At 58.2% G+C, this 16,515-nt stretch carries 16 protein-coding genes; 11 read left to right on the forward strand and 5 right to left on the reverse strand.

Annotated features, from left to right (window positions below; genetic code table 11):
* Window positions 1–19 precede the first annotated feature (19 nt).
* Complete coding sequence (locus ACR0L1_RS16695) at window positions 20–904, forward strand: LysR family transcriptional regulator (protein ID WP_480505091.1); 885 nt, start codon at window positions 20–22, stop codon at window positions 902–904.
* Between the two features lie 108 nt (window positions 905–1,012).
* Here ACR0L1_RS16695 and ACR0L1_RS16700 read toward each other — a convergent pair whose 3' ends face one another.
* Both ACR0L1_RS16700 and ACR0L1_RS16705 read right to left on the reverse strand, forming a co-directional pair.
* A complete protein-coding gene (locus ACR0L1_RS16700; RefSeq protein WP_480505090.1) occupies window positions 1,013–2,170 on the reverse strand; it encodes an acyl-CoA dehydrogenase family protein in 1,158 nt (385 codons plus the stop codon).
* Between the two features lie 89 nt (window positions 2,171–2,259).
* Complete coding sequence (locus tag ACR0L1_RS16705) at window positions 2,260–2,838, reverse strand: TetR/AcrR family transcriptional regulator (RefSeq protein ID WP_480505088.1); 579 nt, start codon at window positions 2,836–2,838, stop codon at window positions 2,260–2,262.
* A 300-nt stretch (window positions 2,839–3,138) separates the two neighbouring features.
* Between ACR0L1_RS16705 and ACR0L1_RS16710 the strand changes: the two genes are divergently transcribed.
* The 7 genes from ACR0L1_RS16710 (at window position 3,139) to ACR0L1_RS16740 (ending at window position 11,539) form a co-directional block, all read left to right on the forward strand.
* Window positions 3,139–3,603: a nuclear transport factor 2 family protein gene (locus tag ACR0L1_RS16710; RefSeq protein WP_480505086.1), complete on the forward strand. Its 465-nt coding sequence runs from the start codon at window positions 3,139–3,141 to the stop codon at window positions 3,601–3,603.
* Between the two features lie 12 nt (window positions 3,604–3,615).
* Window positions 3,616–4,236 (forward strand): pyridoxamine 5'-phosphate oxidase family protein, encoded by a 621-nt coding sequence (locus tag ACR0L1_RS16715; protein ID WP_480859946.1) that lies wholly within the window; start codon window positions 3,616–3,618, stop codon window positions 4,234–4,236.
* Between the two features lie 31 nt (window positions 4,237–4,267).
* Window positions 4,268–4,444, forward strand: coding sequence for a hypothetical protein (locus ACR0L1_RS16720; protein ID WP_170773835.1), 177 nt, complete (start codon window positions 4,268–4,270; stop codon window positions 4,442–4,444).
* Window positions 4,445–4,538: 94 nt separating this feature from the next.
* Entirely contained in the window at window positions 4,539–7,010 is a 2,472-nt protein-coding gene (locus ACR0L1_RS16725; protein ID WP_480859948.1) for a heavy metal translocating P-type ATPase, read from the forward strand.
* A complete protein-coding gene (cueR, locus tag ACR0L1_RS16730) occupies window positions 7,007–7,396 on the forward strand; it encodes a Cu(I)-responsive transcriptional regulator (RefSeq protein WP_170773831.1) in 390 nt (129 codons plus the stop codon). Before ACR0L1_RS16725 ends, cueR begins: the two co-directional genes overlap by 4 nt.
* A complete protein-coding gene (locus ACR0L1_RS16735; RefSeq protein ID WP_480859950.1) occupies window positions 7,338–8,366 on the forward strand; it encodes an NAD(P)-dependent oxidoreductase in 1,029 nt (342 codons plus the stop codon). The genes cueR and ACR0L1_RS16735 overlap by 59 nt, the downstream gene beginning before the upstream one ends.
* Before the next feature lie 107 nt (window positions 8,367–8,473).
* Window positions 8,474–11,539, forward strand: a complete 3,066-nt coding sequence (locus tag ACR0L1_RS16740) for an aminotransferase class III-fold pyridoxal phosphate-dependent enzyme (protein WP_480859952.1) — start codon at window positions 8,474–8,476, stop codon at window positions 11,537–11,539.
* A 51-nt stretch (window positions 11,540–11,590) separates the two neighbouring features.
* Here the strand turns inward: ACR0L1_RS16740 and ACR0L1_RS16745 are convergent, their stop codons facing one another.
* Together ACR0L1_RS16745 and hemP are read right to left on the reverse strand one after the other, a co-directional pair.
* Window positions 11,591–12,064, reverse strand: a complete 474-nt coding sequence (locus tag ACR0L1_RS16745) for a hypothetical protein (RefSeq protein ID WP_480859953.1) — start codon at window positions 12,062–12,064, stop codon at window positions 11,591–11,593.
* A complete protein-coding gene (hemP, locus tag ACR0L1_RS16750; protein ID WP_170773822.1) occupies window positions 12,061–12,228 on the reverse strand; it encodes a hemin uptake protein HemP in 168 nt (55 codons plus the stop codon). Before hemP ends, ACR0L1_RS16745 begins: the two co-directional genes overlap by 4 nt.
* Before the next feature lie 223 nt (window positions 12,229–12,451).
* Here hemP and gph point away from each other — a divergent pair, with 223 nt between their 5' ends.
* On the forward strand, window positions 12,452–13,126 hold the full coding sequence (gene gph, locus ACR0L1_RS16755) for a phosphoglycolate phosphatase (protein ID WP_170790705.1): 675 nt from the start codon (window positions 12,452–12,454) through the stop codon (window positions 13,124–13,126).
* A 178-nt stretch (window positions 13,127–13,304) separates the two neighbouring features.
* On the opposite strand, the gene ACR0L1_RS16760 is transcribed toward gph, so the two are convergent.
* Entirely contained in the window at window positions 13,305–14,651 is a 1,347-nt protein-coding gene (locus ACR0L1_RS16760) for an ABC transporter substrate-binding protein (RefSeq protein WP_480859956.1), read from the reverse strand.
* Between the two features lie 532 nt (window positions 14,652–15,183).
* On the opposite strand from ACR0L1_RS16760, the gene ACR0L1_RS16765 reads away from it, so the two are divergent.
* Window positions 15,184–16,032, forward strand: coding sequence for a response regulator transcription factor (locus tag ACR0L1_RS16765; RefSeq protein ID WP_170773817.1), 849 nt, complete (start codon window positions 15,184–15,186; stop codon window positions 16,030–16,032).
* Window positions 16,032–16,511 (forward strand): A24 family peptidase, encoded by a 480-nt coding sequence (locus ACR0L1_RS16770; protein ID WP_170786933.1) that lies wholly within the window; start codon window positions 16,032–16,034, stop codon window positions 16,509–16,511. Before ACR0L1_RS16765 ends, ACR0L1_RS16770 begins: the two co-directional genes overlap by 1 nt.
* The last annotated feature ends 4 nt before the right edge of the window (window positions 16,512–16,515 follow it).

Here is a 16,515-nt window from a genome sequence, read left to right on the forward strand (position 1 = left end):
AGGTATGAGGAATAATCATATGATCGCCCCCCGACGTTTCCTGCCCTCCATCCCGTCCCTGCTGGCGCTCGAAGCTGTGGACCGCCTTGGCAGCGCCTCTGCGGCGGCCGAAGAACTCTCGCTGACACAGAGCGCAATCAGTCGCCAACTCAAAACAATGGAGGAACAACTGGGCGTCGATCTGATCCAGCGCAGCCAGATGCGCCTCCACCTGACCCCGGCAGCCAAAGAATATGTTCAGGTCGCGCGTACTGTGCTGCATCAACTGGCACAGGCTTCGGTCAAGTTGAAAGCAAACCCCAAGGGCGGGTCGCTGAACCTGTCGATCCTGCCCGCCTTCGGCATGCACTGGCTGGCCCCCCGCCTTCAGGATTTTGCACGCCGCCATCCCGAGGTAACGGTGAACCTCAACACACGGCTCCGACCTTTTGATTTCGAGGTCGAGCATTTCGATGCCGCCATTCATTTTGGACAACGGGATTGGCGGGGCGTGAATTACTTGCCCATCATGCGTGAGGATGTCGTGCCGGTCTGTGCCCCCTCGATCCTGCCAGAGCGGGCGGATCGCATCGACTGGCTGCTCAGCGCGCCTTTGCTCCACCTCGAAACCCGCCCGGATGCGTGGGAGAGATGGTTTGCGTTTCAGGGCAAAGAGGTGTCAGGGCTTGGCGGAATGCTGTTCGACCAGTTTTCGACCATGGGGCAGGCAACCGTTCACGGGTTGGGCGTGGCGCTGCTGCCGAGTTACCTTGTGGAAGATGACCTGCGCTCAGGGCGTCTTGTTCCCGCTTGGCACGGTCCGGGCGTCAGTCTGGGGGATTTCTACTTGGTCTGGCCCCAATCCAGGGCCGAATCCGAGCCGTTGAAATCCTTCGTTGAATGGCTACGCGGACAGGTCGGGTAACCCAAACCTTAAACCAGCACGCGTAACAACAGTAGCAAACTGCCCGGCCCAACAGGAGGAGATGTTTCGCCAGAAACGTCAACGACCGGCGAGAGCGCCCTGTCGTTCTTATTTGTCCAGCGAGCGGGCGATGAGTTCTTTCATGATCTCATTGGTGCCGCCATAGATCGTCTGTACCCGCGCATCCGCGTAAAGCCGTGCAATCGGGTATTCCATCATGAATCCATAACCGCCAAAGAGCTGGAGGCATTCACCCATGATTTCATTCTGAATTTCGCTACCCCAGTATTTCGCCATCGACGCCGTGGCCGCATCTAGCGTACCCGCCTGCAACTGAGCCAGACAGTCATTGAGGAAGCTGCGTAGAACTTCGGCTTTGGTCTTGCACTCCGCCAGCTTGAAGCGCGTGTTCTGGAAATCCATCACGCGCTGACCAAAGGCCTTACGCTCTTGCGTATAGCGCACAGTCTCGGCAATGGCGAAATCAATCGAACCCAGAGCGATCAGAGCAATCGTCAACCGCTCCCAGGGCAGCTGCTTCATCATCTGATAAAAGCCCTGCCCCTCTTCAGGACCAACCAGATTGGTCATCGGCACTTTGACGTCCTCAAAATACAGCTCGGCCGTGTCGTTGGCCTTCATGCCCAGCTTCTTGAGGTTGCGCCCCTTGCGGAAACCGTCGGCGCCCTCGGTCTCGACCGCGATCAGCGACACACCCTTAGAGCCTTGCGACTTGTCGGTCTTGGCCGCCACAAGGATCAGATCGGCCGACTGACCATTGGTAATAAAGATCTTCGAGCCGTTCAGGCGGTAGGAATTGCCGTCCTTATCTGCGGTGGTGCGGATCGCCTGCACGTCCGACCCGGTGCCGGGTTCGGTCATAGCCAGTGCGCCGACCATCTCACCCGAGGCCAGTTTCGGCAGCCATTTCTGCTTTTGCTCTTCGCTGCCGTAGGCCATCAAATAGTGGATCACGATCGACTGGATCGGATAGCCCCAGCCGCAATTGCCGTGCGACGACTGGGCATAGAGAGTGACCGCATCAAACCCCAGATCCCCGCCAACGCCGCCATGTTCCTCTGCGATCGAGCCAGCCATCAGGCCCATCTCACCGGCTTTTTGCCAGAATGCGCGGTCGACCATCCCCTGATCATTCCAACGCTCTTCGTTGGGGACCAGTTCGTCCTGCATGAACCGATCCGCCATTTCGGCGAACATGCGGTGTTCTTCAGTGACCCAGCTTGCAGAGCTTGTAAACAAAGACATCAAGTGTCCTCCCATATCAATTTCTCCGGAAGGTACTCTTCGTCTCACTGCAATCCAATGCGCCAAAAGACGCCACAACGTAACGTCTTTCAGGCTTTTTCCCATCCAGGCAGCGCGCCTTTCAATAGAGCCAGCGCCGCGTCTTTTGCATCACGTGCCGGATCGCAGCTTTTCAACAGAACAGCGGACACGATAGCGCCTTCTTTCAAGATCAATATCTGACAGCCCAGCTTTTCAGGATCAGCCGCCCCGGCGGCGCGGGCCAAATCCGTGAAGTACTCCAGCAACAGACGCTTGTGCTCGGCCGCCTGAACGTGGATCGGGTGATCCTTATCCTGATATTCAGCCCCTGCCTTGATGAACATACAGCCGCGATATCCGTCTTCCTGAAACCATTCAGCCAACGCATCGAAACTGGCCAACAGCTTTTTCGCCGGCGTTTGGCCCAGCGCATCGATCCGCTGATAAAACCAAGTGCGAAAGTTCTCGTCTCTCAGCTGCAGGGCCGCGACGATCAACTCTTCCTTGGTCCGGAAGTGTTTGTACATCGAGGTCTTTGAGACGCCCGTTTCCGCCACCAGCTTGTCCATACCAGTGGCGTGAAACCCGTCCCTGTAAAAGACCTGCAGCGCATTGCGGACAAGTTCGTCGCGTTTGTTGGGGCGCATGATTCGGCTCCTGAGTGTACTGATCAGTACATAATTGTAGCCGCGTCCCGCGACAAGGTTACACGAAATCCAACGTCAACAGCCTTGAAAAGAAGCCGATTTAGCGTCGGTCGCAAAGTTTTTTCACTTTGAGACTTGCAAAAGTTTACCGATCAGTACACATTCTCTTCAAGATGTACCGATCAGTAAACTTAGGAGCTTTACAATGAAACGCCGCACCAGCCCGTTTCCCCCTCAGTACGTCCCGTTCCTGTTGACACTTGCGATGCTTGCCGCCGCGCTGACCTGAAAGATCAAGACATGAGCCGACCCCCTCTGCCCCCCTTCACCCTGGAAACTGCTACACAAAAAGTGCGCATGGCTGAAAATGGCTGGAATAGCCGCGACCCCGATCTGGTAACGCCCGCTTATACCGAGGACAGCCAATGGCGAAACCGCGCTGAATTCCTATCGGGACACAAAGACATCCATGCCTTCCTGACCCGCAAATGGAACAAAGAACTGGACTACCGTCTCATCAAGGAACTCTGGGCCTTTTCCGGCAACCGGATTGCTGTGCGCTATGCGTATGAATGGCACGACGACAGCGGCCAATGGTTCCGGTCTTATGGCAATGAGAATTGGGAATTTGCCGAAGATGGCCGGATGGCCAAGCGCCATGCGTCGTTGAACGACCTGCCGATTGCCGAGGAAGACCGGTTGTTCCGCTGGAGTCAAGGCCCACGGCCCGAAGATCACCCCGGCCTGTCTGATCTGGGCCTGTAGAAAGGATCGCCCATGCCCCGCGCCTTTTCCGAATTGACCTTCACCCCGGCGGTTCTGGCCCATCAGGAACGGATGGGATCAGCAAGGACCTATGCCAAGTTCATCGAAGACGGGCCGCAGCAAGGGCACCAAATCGGTCCGGCAGAGAAAGCGTTTATCGAGGCGCGGGACGGGTTTTACCAATCTACAGTGTCCGAGACCGGCTGGCCCTATGTACAATATCGCGGCGGGCCGATTGGGTTCCTGCGCGTGCTGGGGCCCACGACTATCGGCTACGCCGATTTTTCGGGCAACAAGCAATATATCTCGCGCGGGAATCTGGACGGGAATGACCGGGTAGCGATGGTCCTGATGGACTACGCCAACCAACGCCGGTTGAAAATATTGGGTCGGGTAGAGTTCACCGAGGGCGAAGCCGCTGCCGCCAGCCTCTATCCCGATGGGGCCGAAGCACCAGCCGAACGCGCCGCGATCATCCGGGTGGAGGGGCTGGACTGGAACTGCCCCCGACACATCACGCCGCGCTTTACCGAGGCCGAATTGCGCCCGCATCTGAACACGCTTGGTCAGCAACTGGCGCAGCTTCAGGTCGAGAACGAAAAGTTAAGGCAAGAGCTGGCACAAAGATCTTGAACCGACCCGTAAGGTCTCAGTGAGTTTAGGAATGGAAAAACTGTCAATGCTACGCACGACACTCAACCTCACCGGCCTGTGCCTTTTGGGCCTGCTGGCTTGCGTATCGGTCCTGATGCTGGGCTTTTTTGCCTCGCCCGAAGCGGTGCGCGCAGCGCCGCCTGCGCAGTATAACTCGCTGTTGTTGCAAGCCTTGCCCCAGCGCTGAGCCACAATGCATGGCGGGTATGCGGCATAAACCCTTGACCCTCCCGTGACTGGAACCCCCACTTAGAGGGCAACAGCAGATCAGGATGAGTCGGATGACCACCGCACATGAAACCCGATTGAACATCACAAGAATGGGCTGCGCATCCTGCGTGGGGCGCGTGGAAGCGGCCTTGCAAGGCGTCGCGGGCGTGTCCGAGGCAACGGTGAATTTCGCGGCCGGGACGGCGCAGGTCGCGTACGACGGCCCCCTCAGCGATGTAACGCAAGCGCTGCAGGCTGCGGGGTATCCGGCTGCAACAGCCGATGTCACGATGAAAATCGACCAGATGAGCTGCGCCTCTTGTGTGAACCGGGTCGAGCGTGTGTTGCGCGCCGACCCCGCCGTGATCGCAGCGGATGTGAACTTGGCCACCGAAAGCGCAACGATCCGCTATGTAGAGGGCGCGACAGACCCTGCCTCGCTTGCAAAACTGGCGGGCGATGCAGGGTATCCGGCGCATATCGCCCAGACGGACGAGACCTCCGCCGACAAGGCACATGAGGCCACGGCACTGACCCGCACGACTTTGATCGCGGCAGCGCTGGCCTTGCCAGTATTTGTCCTTGAAATGGGCGGACACATGATCCCCGCCTTTCATCATTGGGTACATCAGACCATAGGATTGCAGACCAGCCACCTGATCCAATTCGCCCTGACCTCGGCCTTGTTGGTCGGACCGGGCCGGGTGTTTTACGTCAAGGGTATTCCGTCGCTGCTGCGGCGCGCACCGGATATGAATGCGCTGGTTGCAATGGGTACGGGCGCGGCGTATCTGTACTCGGTCATCGCCACTTTCGCGCCGGGCCTCTTACCGCAAGGCAGCGCGAATGTGTATTTCGAGGCTGCCTCGGTCATCGTTGTCCTCATCCTTCTGGGCCGCGCGATGGAGGCGCGGGCCAAAGGCCGCACCGGCGCTGCGATCCGCAAGCTGGTAGGCCTGCAGCCAAAAACCGCGCGCGTCGAACAGGGCAACACCACCGTGGACCGCCCGATTTCCCAGATCAACGTCGGCGACGTCCTGCAAATCCGCCCAGGCGAGCGGGTTCCGGTAGATGCCGTGGTGCTGGGCGGCACATCCTATGTCGATGAAAGCATGATCAGCGGCGAGCCCGTCCCGGTTGGTAAAGCCCCCGACGATCAGGTGGTGGGCGGCACGGTAAACGGCACCGGCGCACTGCGCGTGCGTGCGGCGCGGGTCGGGGCCGATACGGTTCTGGCGCAGGTGATCCGGATGGTTGAACAGGCGCAGGGGGCCAAGCTGCCAATTCAGGGGCTGGTCGACAAGATTACCGCGTGGTTTGTGCCTGCCGTGCTGGCTGTTGCACTGTTGACCATTGCGATCTGGCTGATCTTCGGACCAGCACCTGCCCTGCCGATGGCGCTGGTCACTGGGGTTTCGGTCCTGATCATTGCCTGCCCCTGCGCGATGGGTCTGGCGACGCCAACTTCGATCATGGTCGGCACCGGGCGCGCGGCTGAGTTGGGTGTTCTGTTCCGTAAGGGCGATGCGCTGCAACAGTTGCAACAGGCCAAAGTTGTGGCCTTGGACAAGACCGGTACTCTGACCATGGGCCAGCCCGAGCTGGAAAGTGTCACCACCGCCAACGGGTTCGATCGCGACGACGTGTTGCGCCTGGCCGCTGCGGTGGAATCGCGGTCCGAGCACCCCGTCGCCACCGCCATCACGCGCGCCGGACCTGCGGACTTGCCGCAGCCAACAGAATTCACATCTCAGACCGGGCTGGGCGTCCGGGCCGTGGTTGAAGGGCGCGAGGTGGTGATCGGTTCTCCCCGGCTGATGTACCGGAACGGGGTGGATTTGTCGGGCCTGACGCCCGAGGCAGATCAGCGCGCCGCCGCAGGGGCCACGCCTTTGTTTGTGGCGATTGACGGTCAGGCTGCGGCTTTGCTGACGGTGTCGGACCCCGTCAAACCCGGCACGATTGAGGCTCTGGACAGGCTGCACGCGATGGGCCTGACACTTGCCATGGTCACGGGGGACAACGCCCGCACAGCGCAGGCGCTGGCCGATAAGCTGGGCATCGACCACGTGACCGCCGAGGTGCTGCCCGATGGCAAGTTGCAGGCGATCAATGCTCTACGCGACCAATTTGGCGCGCTGGCCTTTGCGGGCGATGGCATCAACGACGCCCCTGCGCTGGCCGCTGCCGACACCGGCGTGGCGATTGGAACCGGCACGGATGTGGCGATTGAAACCGCCGATGTCGTGCTGATGTCCGGCGATCTGCGCGGTGTGGCCAATGCCGTTGAGATCAGCCGCCGGACGATGCGCAACATCCGTCAGAACCTGGGTTGGGCCTTCGGGTACAACACCCTTTTGATCCCGGTGGCGGCGGGCGCTTTGTATCCCCTTGGCGGACCGCTGCTGTCCCCGGCTTTGGCAGCAGGAGCGATGGCCTTGTCCAGCGTCTTTGTCGTCACCAACGCCCTGCGCTTGCGACGGGTGCGGGCCAGCCTGCCCGAACGGGACATGAAACACCAAACTCAGGCGGTGGCCTCATGAATATCGGAGACGTGTCGACCCAGACGGGCCTGCCCGCCAAAACGATCCGGTACTATGAAGACATCGGGCTAGTCAAACCGCTGCGGGACGACAACGGGTATCGGGTATTTCGCAGCCAGGACGTGCACAAGCTGAACTTTCTGGGCCGCGCTCGCGCCTTAGGGTTCACCATCGAAGACTGCCGAACCCTGATGGCACTTTATGAGGACGAAACCCGCGCCAGCGCGGATGTCAAAAAGGTCGCCCGGGCACATCTCGCGCAGATCGAGGCCAAGATCGCCGATCTGAACGCCATGCGGGATACGCTGGGCCATCTGGTAGAGGCCTGTGCCGGGGACGACCGTCCAGATTGTCCGATCCTGCAAGATTTGGGTGGCAAACCATAGCGCAGGGTTGCCCTTTCCGCGCAGCTTTGCTTTGTCTCTGCTAAACATTCCGATCTGCTGCACTAAGTGGGTATCGGACAGCAGAGAGGATCTCCACATGGCAAAAGTCGCGTTTTTGGGTTTGGGTGTAATGGGCTATCCGATGGCCGGCCATTTGCAAGCCGCCGGTCACGACGTCACCGTATATAATCGCACCACAGCCAAAGCTGAGGCTTGGGTCGCCCAGTATGGTGGCTCGATGGCGGCGACACCACGCGAAGCAGCTGAGGGGGCGGCCTTTGTCATGGCCTGCGTCGGCAATGACGACGATCTGCGCATGGTCTGCAATGGCCTGGACGGCGCGTTTCACGGCATGTCCGAAGGGTCGATTTTTGTTGATCACACAACCGTATCCGCCAAAGTCACGCGTGAGCTTTACGAGGCCGGAAAAGCCGCAGGTATTGCGTTTGTTGACGCTCCGATCTCAGGCGGGCAGGCGGGGGCTGAGAATGGGGTCTTGTCGATCATGTGCGGCGCAGATCAGGCGGCCTATGATGCGGCAGAACCGGTGATGCAGGTCTATTCCAAAATCTGTCGCCGTATCGGCGAAAGCGGCGCAGGTCAGATGACCAAGATGTGCAACCAGATTGCCATTGCCGGATTGGTGCAAGGTCTGAGCGAGGCGCTGCATTTCGCGGAAAAGGCCGGGTTGGACGGGCGATCGGTTGTTGAAGTGATCAGCCAGGGGGCGGCCGGCAGCTGGCAGATGGCCAATCGCTATGAGACGATGCTGGACGATCATTTCGACCATGGTTTTGCTGTCGACTGGATGCGCAAGGATTTGGGGATTTGCCTTGATACCGCGGATGAGACCGGAGCCTCGCTGCCGGTGACAGCCTTGGTCGATCAGTTCTACAAGGATGTGCAGAAACTGGGCGGGGGACGGTGGGATACGTCCTCGCTGATCAAGCGGTTGCGCGCTTTGGGGTGATAGGGAAAGGGGGGCGGTCTGCCCCCCATCGCGCCGGGGCGCGAGTCCCCCAAGGATATTTTTGGCCAGATGAAGAGGATCCCGTTTTGCGCGGGTCAGGGTTTGGAATGGACGATATAACTGTGTTCTGGGCGGCCGCGTTGCGGACGCAATGGGGATTGGACGCCAAGCTGACCCGGCTGGATGGCGAATATGATCTGAACTTCTTGGCGCGGGCGACCAATGGGCAGGATTATGTTCTGAAGGTTATGCGGCCAGGATGCGAGGCCGGGCTGGTGGACTTGCAGATCAAAGCGTTGGAGCATCTGGCCTCGGAAGCGCCCGGACTCCCGTTTCCCAAGGTGTTTAGCGATTTGAATGGGCGGCTATTGCCCCAGATTACGGATCAGGACGAAAACCCCCGGCGGGTGTGGCTGCTCGAATGTCTGCCGGGTTCGTGTTACGCCAACGCCGCGCCTAAATCCGAGGAGTTGATCCTGAAACTGGGCCGCGTTCTGGGAGCGACCGACCGAGCGCTTGAGCGGTTCGATCACGAGGGTTTGCATCGTGCGGGTTTCAAATGGGACCTGATGCAAGCCAGTTGGATTGCGGATCATCTGGATACGATCAGTGACGCCGCGCGCCACGTGTTATTGTCGGACATTTGCGCAGAGTTCGACACTGTCCGGGAGACTTTGAACGACCTTCCGAGACAAGCCATCCACAACGATGCCAATGACTACAATATTTTGGTTGAAGGAGAATTAGGGCAGCGCCAATCTATCGCGGGCTTAATTGATCTTGGGGACATGTGCGCGGCACCCCGGGTTTGTGATCTGGCGATCGCTGGGGCCTATATCGTTCTAGACCACCCACAGCCTGAGAGAGCGCTGGCCGCTTTGGTACGGGGGTATCATGCGGCCAATCGATTGCGGGCAGATGAGGTTGATCTGATCTGGCCGCTGTTGCGGATGCGGTTGGCGGTGTCGGTTGTAAACTCGACCTTGATGGCAATTGAGAACCCAAATGATCCCTATGTGACAATTAGCCAGGCCCCTGCCTGGCGGTTTCTGGAAAATGATACGGTCAATGGCGGCTTGATGGGCGCGCGGTTGCGCGTGGCCTGCGGGTTGCCTGTGACCGATGGGGCCGAACGGGTCCACGCTTACCTAACCGAACATCGAGGGCAGTTCGCCCCGATTTTCGGACAGGATCTGAGTGATGTGCCGATGGGGTCGCTGTCGGTTGAAAACTGCGTCTGGCCGCAAAACCCGTTCCACATGCCCTTGGCCGAGGCCGCGCGCGTAGGTGAGGAATATGGCGAAGGCCTGTGGCTGGGCTACTATAACGAGCCGCGCCTGATCTATGCCGAACCCGGGTTCCGCAAGGGGCCGTGGAAGGCCTCTGACCGGCGCACGGTGCATTTGGCCGTAGACGTCTTTGCCCCGGCGGGTACCGTGTTGCATGCTCCGGTCAGCGGGCGGGTTGAGGCGGTCGAGAACCGCGATACTCATCTGGACTATGGCGGCGTGGTGATCCTGCATCATGAAACGCCCGAAGGGGATGCGTTCTATACGCTGTATGGTCATCTCGACCCCGAGGTATGTGATCGACTGAAGCCCGGTGATCCGGTGGCGCAGGGCGCAGCGTTCGCGCGGTTGGGGGATGCCAAGCAGAACGGCAGCTGGGCCCCACACGTTCATTTTCAACTGGCAATGACCACCGACGGGATGCAAAGCGACTGGCCCGGCGTGGGCGACCCGGATGAGATGGAGCTGTGGCAGGCGGTTTGCCCCAACCCGGCGGCGCTGCTGAACCTGCCCGATGACAAGGTGTTTTATCAGCCGGCCGACAAACACGCGATTCTGCAGGGGCGGCGCGACCACTTTGGAGGCAATCTGAGCCTGACCTATGACGACCCAGTCATGCTGGTGCGCGGTTGGAAGCACCACCTATTCGATGAATGGGGTCGCCCCTATCTGGACGCCTATAACAACGTCCCCCATGTAGGCCACGCGCATCCACGCATTCAAGCGGTGGCGTCTGATCAGTTGCGGCGCATGAACTCGAACACTCGCTATCTGCACCCGGCGCAGACCGAATTTGCCGATAAGGTGCTGTCGAAATTGCCTGATCACCTTGAAGTCTGTTTCTTTGTGAACTCCGGCACCGAGGCGAACGAACTGGCCCTGCGGCTGGCCCGCGCACATACCGGGGCCAAAGGGATCGTGACACCCGATCACGGCTATCATGGCAATACGAATGCGGCGGTTGCAATCTCGGCCTATAAGTTCAACAAGCCTGGTGGCGTGGGTCAGGCGGATTGGGTCGAACTGGTTGAAGTGGCCAACGACTATCGTGGATCGTTCAAGCGCGACGATCCCGACCGCGCCACAAAATTCGCGAATTTTGTGGACCCTGCGATTGCCGCTTTGCAGGACAAGGGCCACGGCATCGCCGGTTTCATCGCCGAGACCTTCCCCTCGGTCGGGGGTCAGATCATCCCTCCCAAAGGATATCTGCCCGCAGTCTACGAAAAAATCCGCGCCGCCGGAGGGGTGTGTATCGCCGATGAGGTGCAGACCGGACTGGGGCGTCTGGGTGAGTACTACTTTGGCTTTGAGCACCAGGGCGCGCTGCCCGATATCGTGGTGATGGGCAAACCGATCGGCAACGGGCACCCCTTGGGCGTGTTGGTCACGACCAGGGAAATCGCACAAAGCTTTGACAACGGGATCGAGTTCTTCTCGACCTTCGGCGGATCGACCTTGTCTTGCCGGATCGGGAAAGAGGTGCTGGACATCGTCGATGACGAGGGGCTGCAGGACAATGCCCGCGTGATGGGCGGACGGCTGATGGATGGGTTACGCAGGATCGAGGCCGATTTCGGTTGTGTCGGCGATGTGCGGGGCATGGGCCTGTTTCTGGGGGTCGAGTTGATCAACCCAGACGGCTCCGAGGGCACCGAGATCTGCAAATACGTCAAGAACCGGATGCGCGATCATCGCATTCTAATCGGCAGCGAAGGGCCCAAAGACAATATCCTCAAAATCCGACCGCCTCTGACAATCGAGGCCGAGGACGTTGACATGATCCTGTGGGCATTGGGGAATGTTTTGGCCGAGGTGGGCGACTATGCCCCTGCCCCAACATGTGATCATGATCACCACCATGCCGGCTGCGGGTGCTGCTGAACGATCAGACCTCTGGCCAGAAATGACCAGAGGTCTGGATCGGCATCGCTGTCAATGCAACGCGGCCGAGGGGGATAGATGCCCGGTTGAGGGCAGAGGTTGCGGCGCGGTCATCCGGCGCAGCGCCAGACCCAGCTCTTCGGACAAGGCGGTAAGTGCAGGGGCAAAGTCCGGCCGGACAATCAGCGTCGCTATCATCATCGCGTCCTCGCGCGCCCCTTCCGAGGCCGCAGCGATCATCTGCGCAAAACAGTTCTCATCCGCGCCAAGACAGGAACACCCAACCTGATGACGGATCAAAGGGCGTCGCCCGTGATGCGCACAGAGCGCACACAGTCGATCAATGGTCATCATTGCAACAGCTTCAGGTCCGGTGCCAAGGTCGACCCCGATCTTGCAGGCGATATCTTTGCGCGCCGTGGCGTCGCCCCAAAGCCGCAGGTACAGGACCGCGCTGGCCTCGATCGGGCTGAGGTCGGACAGCTTTCCAACCGCCGCCCCTCCGCGTGCTGACGGGGCGGTCATTTGGTCAGGATCAGCTTGCCCGCGCGTGTAATGCGCAGCGTGTAAAGCTGGTCGCCCAACGCGATATGAGCAAGGTTCCCGCCTTTGGTCAGCTCTTCGGCCTTGTGTGCCGGCAGCATCGATACGGGGTAGGATTGCGTCGGGTTCGGGTTCTGCACATTCATCAGGTCAACTCCAGAGGGTCACGGGCGAAAGGCCGATTTCTGTTCTCATTTTTTGGGATGGCTGACCCGATTCCGGGTTGGCTGTGTGTCTTGCTGGATAATCTGATTATTTTACTCAGGTATGTCAAGCGGCAATCTATACGCTGCAACCAAGAGTGTGGAATTGCGCTGAAATTGCGAAAAGGCTAGGTCTGACTGAACAATTTCAACGACCGAGGTTTCAATGACCGCAACGCTGATGTTCGACCTGGATGGTACGCTGATTGACAGCTTGCCCGATATCGCCGCAGCGGCGAACCGGATGCTGGGCGACGAAGGCAAACCCGCGCTGCCGCAGGAGATCATCCAGAAATTCGTGGGCAACGGCCTGCCGAAACTGGTTGAGCGTGTGATGGGCCACTGCGACATACCGCTAGACCGCCACAGCGAATTGGCCAAACGAACTCTGGACTACTACGGGGCGGCCTCCAGTGCGCAGACCGTTGTCTACCCGGGCGTACCGGAGGCTTTGGCCCAATTGCAGCAAATGGGCTGCGTACTTGGCATCTGCACCAATAAGCCCGAGGCCCCGGCTCGCCACATCCTGGACGCGCTAGGGCTGTCGCAATTTTTCGATACCGTTTTCGGCGGCGATACGCTGAACACCCGCAAACCCGACCCCGCCCATCTGCACGCCAGCTTTGACGCGATCCCTCAAACCGGTCCGCGCTTGTTCATCGGCGACAGCGAGGTCGATGCGGAAACAGCGCAACGCGCAAAGGTTCCATTCCTGCTATTCACGAAAGGCTATCGCAAATCATTGATTGACGAGATCCCCCACATGCTCAGCTATGACCAAGCGATAGAATTGCCGTCAGCGGTGAGGGCGTCGCTGACGATGTTGGAAGAAACAGCCTGACCCGAAAATGAAGGGCCGGCCGAGGGGGAAAGTAGCCAGCCCCTCATCCGGGGAAGTGGATTGTCCTCGGTGTAACCTTGGATGAACTAGAGTTAACCGCCCGCGCCCTCCGAAGATATTGGGGGTTTCCCGTATTCGGCGAGACAGAGAATTTTCGTCGAAAATTCTTGTGCGTCAATTATGCGCCCGGATTGCACTTTCCTAACTGGCCACCAGAAAACATCGGATGCTGAGGGTCATATTCGACCTGCGCCCTTGGGGTAACATCGACGACTTCCAGCCTGTCATAAGGGTCGGTCGGGCTATCACGTCCCTGCACAACAAATACGTCTTTGAAACACTGGTGATCCGCACCACGGTACCAGCTTGGCCCATTACCCAAACCGTCAAACTCGAAATCTTCGAGAGCCTCGACAACGCCACATGGGTTGAAGGTCCCCGCCCGTTCGACGGCATCGGCATAGAGCAAAATCTGTGAATAGCCGGTCTGTGCCGCGATCGAAGGCGGGAAGCCATATGTTTCCTGAAATGACGACACGAACGCCTTGGTCCCCTTATCCTGAAGCTGCCAGTTCCAATTCATCGAACCCAGCACGCCCTTGATACTCGCACCCGCCCTCGCGGCCATGAGATCGGAAAGTACCGGGACGACAATCTTGAAATCCTTGCCATTCGCGACCTTGTCCAACAAACCGAATTGCAACGCGCTGGCCAACGAATCCTCCAAGTTGGCACCATAGTGGTTCAGGATCAGAACATCCGCTCCCGAGTTTAGAATCGACGCGATATGTGTCGTAAATTCCGTCGATGTCAGAGTGGTTTTAACCCGATTGACTGTTTGCCATCCCAACGCTTCGGTCGAGGCAACAATCGCCTCTTCCTGGGACCAGCCCCAATTGTAGTCAGCACTCAGATGATAAGCACGGCGGTCCGTGCCCAGCTCAGCCGCCAAAACCGGAGCAAGGGAGGCACCCGTCATATAGGCATTGAAGTAATTGCGGAAACCATTGGCTTTCTTCTCCTTACCCGTGAGGTCATTTGTATGCGCCAGGCCAGCCATGAAGATCACGCCCGCGTCTTGGCATAAATTCTGAACCGCAATGGCCTCGCCCGACGTCGATCCGCCATTCAGCATCACTGCGCCATCGGAATTTATCATTGCTTTGGCAGAAGAATGCGCCTTGGACGCCTTGCCTTCTGAATCTGCCACGACAAGCGTGACTTTCTTGCCCAAAACACCATTCCCGGACAGAGCCCGCGAGGAAAAAGTGTTCAGGCACCCGCCATCTCCTTGGCCATTAAGATGCTCGACGGCCAGTTTCTGTCCGCGCAACTGGTCATTGCCTTCCTCTGCGTAGGGTCCAGACAAAGTAGCGTTGAAGCCGAACGTAACCGTGCTTCCGTTTGGTGCATTCGTGAAAGCATCAGAGGACGAGGCGGGAAAGATCATAGGCAACGCAAGGCCGGTGCTCGCTACGACTCCACCGGTCAGCGTGTAGCGACGTGTGACAGATTTGTTACTCATCCACTCTTTCCATTCCCCGTGTCATGCCATCAAACCTATCCAGTCACAGCCGAAACTGAGGGGCATCGCAGAGTTGTGCAAGAAAACAGTTTCAAAGCATCGAGCTGCCCTCGAAACACTCTCTCGTCAATGACAACACACCAGGTCAGCAGGGTTCTCTGACTGGAGCGCAGCTATCTCTCTATTTCCATTGAGAATATCAAGGTTTGTGCCAACTGCCTTTCGCTTTGAGAAACGACGCCACGGCAACCACTTTGTTCAAATTTTAACGCGAGAGCCGCCATATCTGGGCATAGAACGCGTCTCTGATTGAGGCTTCTAAAGACACGTTTCGATACTTTACAACCGTTTGTCTCCGACTTACGACCAATAAGACACATGATTAGATGCACAGTCAGGATTTATGTATTGTTAATTTTTGGTTCATGTACGATTGGTAGGATTTTTGGACTATTGAAGAATCGGTTGAGGCGAAAATACAATTCGTGCCATTAGCCATTAAGTTGTTTTAACCAGTGTGGAACGGTAACTCATGATTGGGGGGAAAGCTCATAGCGGTGCGTGGCTGCCAAACGCGCAACATGCCAGAGCGATCATCAATTTCATTCATTGGAGTCAGGGCGGTCTTGTATTGGACGCCGCGCTGAATGGTATTGCCGAAGCATTTGGCGCCGAATGCGCCGTAATCAGCCGTCTGTGGCTGAACAAGGGTTCTCATCGCGTTGCCGCCAGGGCAGACACCCGAGATCCTGCCCATTGCCGTCCTCTATTCCTTTCTTTCGCGAATGACGCGTTGGGGCCGTTTCGCAATATGCCCAAGCGGGCCTCGGTCTTTAGTCTGGTTGAAGATGGCGAAGACCCGAGCGATCTTTCCCCCGTCCTGACCGAGTGGATTTCACATCGCAGCCTTTCGGACATTCTGTTTGTCTGTCTTGATCACCAGGGCGGTGAGATTGACTTCTTAGAGCTGCATTTCGGGCGCAACCCGGAACCGGGTTTCAAAGAGGCAATTGAACAAATTGCACCCCAATTGTCCGAAACATTCCAAAGTCGCCGTCCCGGTCTGGTAACCGAAGCGCTGTCGCGCCAGTCGGTTGCGACCATTCGGAAAAGTAGCACGGAAAACGTTGCGATTCTCAGCACCGACAACCCGACTGGTCTGACGCGGGCTGAGTGGCGGGTCTGTGTACTGGTATCTCGAGGATTGTCCTCGCAGGCTATTGGCGCCGAGTTGGACATTGGCGCTGCTACTGTCAGGACACACCTCAAGCATATCTATTCCAAAACGGGTCTGGACAACTTCCATATGCTGGCCCGTCGGCTAGTATCCGTTGAAGAGCGTGAAGCTCTGCATGGGAAACAGCATCAAGCAAGGGCTTAATGCCACAACTGGACTGGCAAAATTGGATCTCGCTTTGGCTGTTCGCCCCTCTGTTCGTGGCAACGGCCTGGACCGATTTCACCCAGCTTCGCATCCCTAATCTGTATTGCCTGATTGGCCTAGGCCTATGCCTTGTCGCGGCCCCGTTTCTGGACTGGAATACTTTGCTGATCCGGCTGTTGATCGGCGCTGCATGTTTTGTGGTTTGCCTAGGGCTTTTTGCGCTGAACTGGTTGGGAGGTGGGGATGCCAAGATGTTGCCTGTTGTTTTTTTGGCCATGCCCCCAAGCGCCGTGCCATTGTATATGATTGTATTTTCCGCAGCCATGGCTCTTGGTTTGATCGGGATGTCGCTCTTTCGGCGCTACGCCAAGCGTTTATCCCCTAAATTTGAGTCGACAGCGCAATCACGAGAGTTTCCAATGGGCGTCGCCATAGGGGCGTCAGGCCTGGTCATGATTACGCTGTCTGTGTTTTAATTGT

Source organism: Ruegeria sp. J8 (assembly GCF_056531925.1).

Coding starts and splice junctions, on each gene's coding strand:
- ACR0L1_RS16725 (WP_480859948.1), top strand. CDS start 4,539: ATGACCACCGCACATGAAACCCGATTGAACATCACAAGAATGGGCTGC.
- ACR0L1_RS16720 (WP_170773835.1), top strand. CDS start 4,268: ATGGAAAAACTGTCAATGCTACGCACGACACTCAACCTCACCGGCCTG.
- ACR0L1_RS16770 (WP_170786933.1), top strand. CDS start 16,032: ATGCCACAACTGGACTGGCAAAATTGGATCTCGCTTTGGCTGTTCGCC.
- cueR (WP_170773831.1), top strand. CDS start 7,007: ATGAATATCGGAGACGTGTCGACCCAGACGGGCCTGCCCGCCAAAACG.
- ACR0L1_RS16740 (WP_480859952.1), top strand. CDS start 8,474: ATGGACGATATAACTGTGTTCTGGGCGGCCGCGTTGCGGACGCAATGG.
- ACR0L1_RS16715 (WP_480859946.1), top strand. CDS start 3,616: ATGCCCCGCGCCTTTTCCGAATTGACCTTCACCCCGGCGGTTCTGGCC.
- ACR0L1_RS16700 (WP_480505090.1), bottom strand. CDS start 2,170: ATGTCTTTGTTTACAAGCTCTGCAAGCTGGGTCACTGAAGAACACCGC.
- ACR0L1_RS16705 (WP_480505088.1), bottom strand. CDS start 2,838: ATGCGCCCCAACAAACGCGACGAACTTGTCCGCAATGCGCTGCAGGTC.
- gph (WP_170790705.1), top strand. CDS start 12,452: ATGACCGCAACGCTGATGTTCGACCTGGATGGTACGCTGATTGACAGC.
- hemP (WP_170773822.1), bottom strand. CDS start 12,228: ATGAATGTGCAGAACCCGAACCCGACGCAATCCTACCCCGTATCGATG.
- ACR0L1_RS16710 (WP_480505086.1), top strand. CDS start 3,139: ATGAGCCGACCCCCTCTGCCCCCCTTCACCCTGGAAACTGCTACACAA.
- ACR0L1_RS16760 (WP_480859956.1), bottom strand. CDS start 14,651: ATGAGTAACAAATCTGTCACACGTCGCTACACGCTGACCGGTGGAGTC.
- ACR0L1_RS16765 (WP_170773817.1), top strand. CDS start 15,184: ATGATTGGGGGGAAAGCTCATAGCGGTGCGTGGCTGCCAAACGCGCAA.
- ACR0L1_RS16745 (WP_480859953.1), bottom strand. CDS start 12,064: ATGACCGCCCCGTCAGCACGCGGAGGGGCGGCGGTTGGAAAGCTGTCC.
- ACR0L1_RS16695 (WP_480505091.1), top strand. CDS start 20: ATGATCGCCCCCCGACGTTTCCTGCCCTCCATCCCGTCCCTGCTGGCG.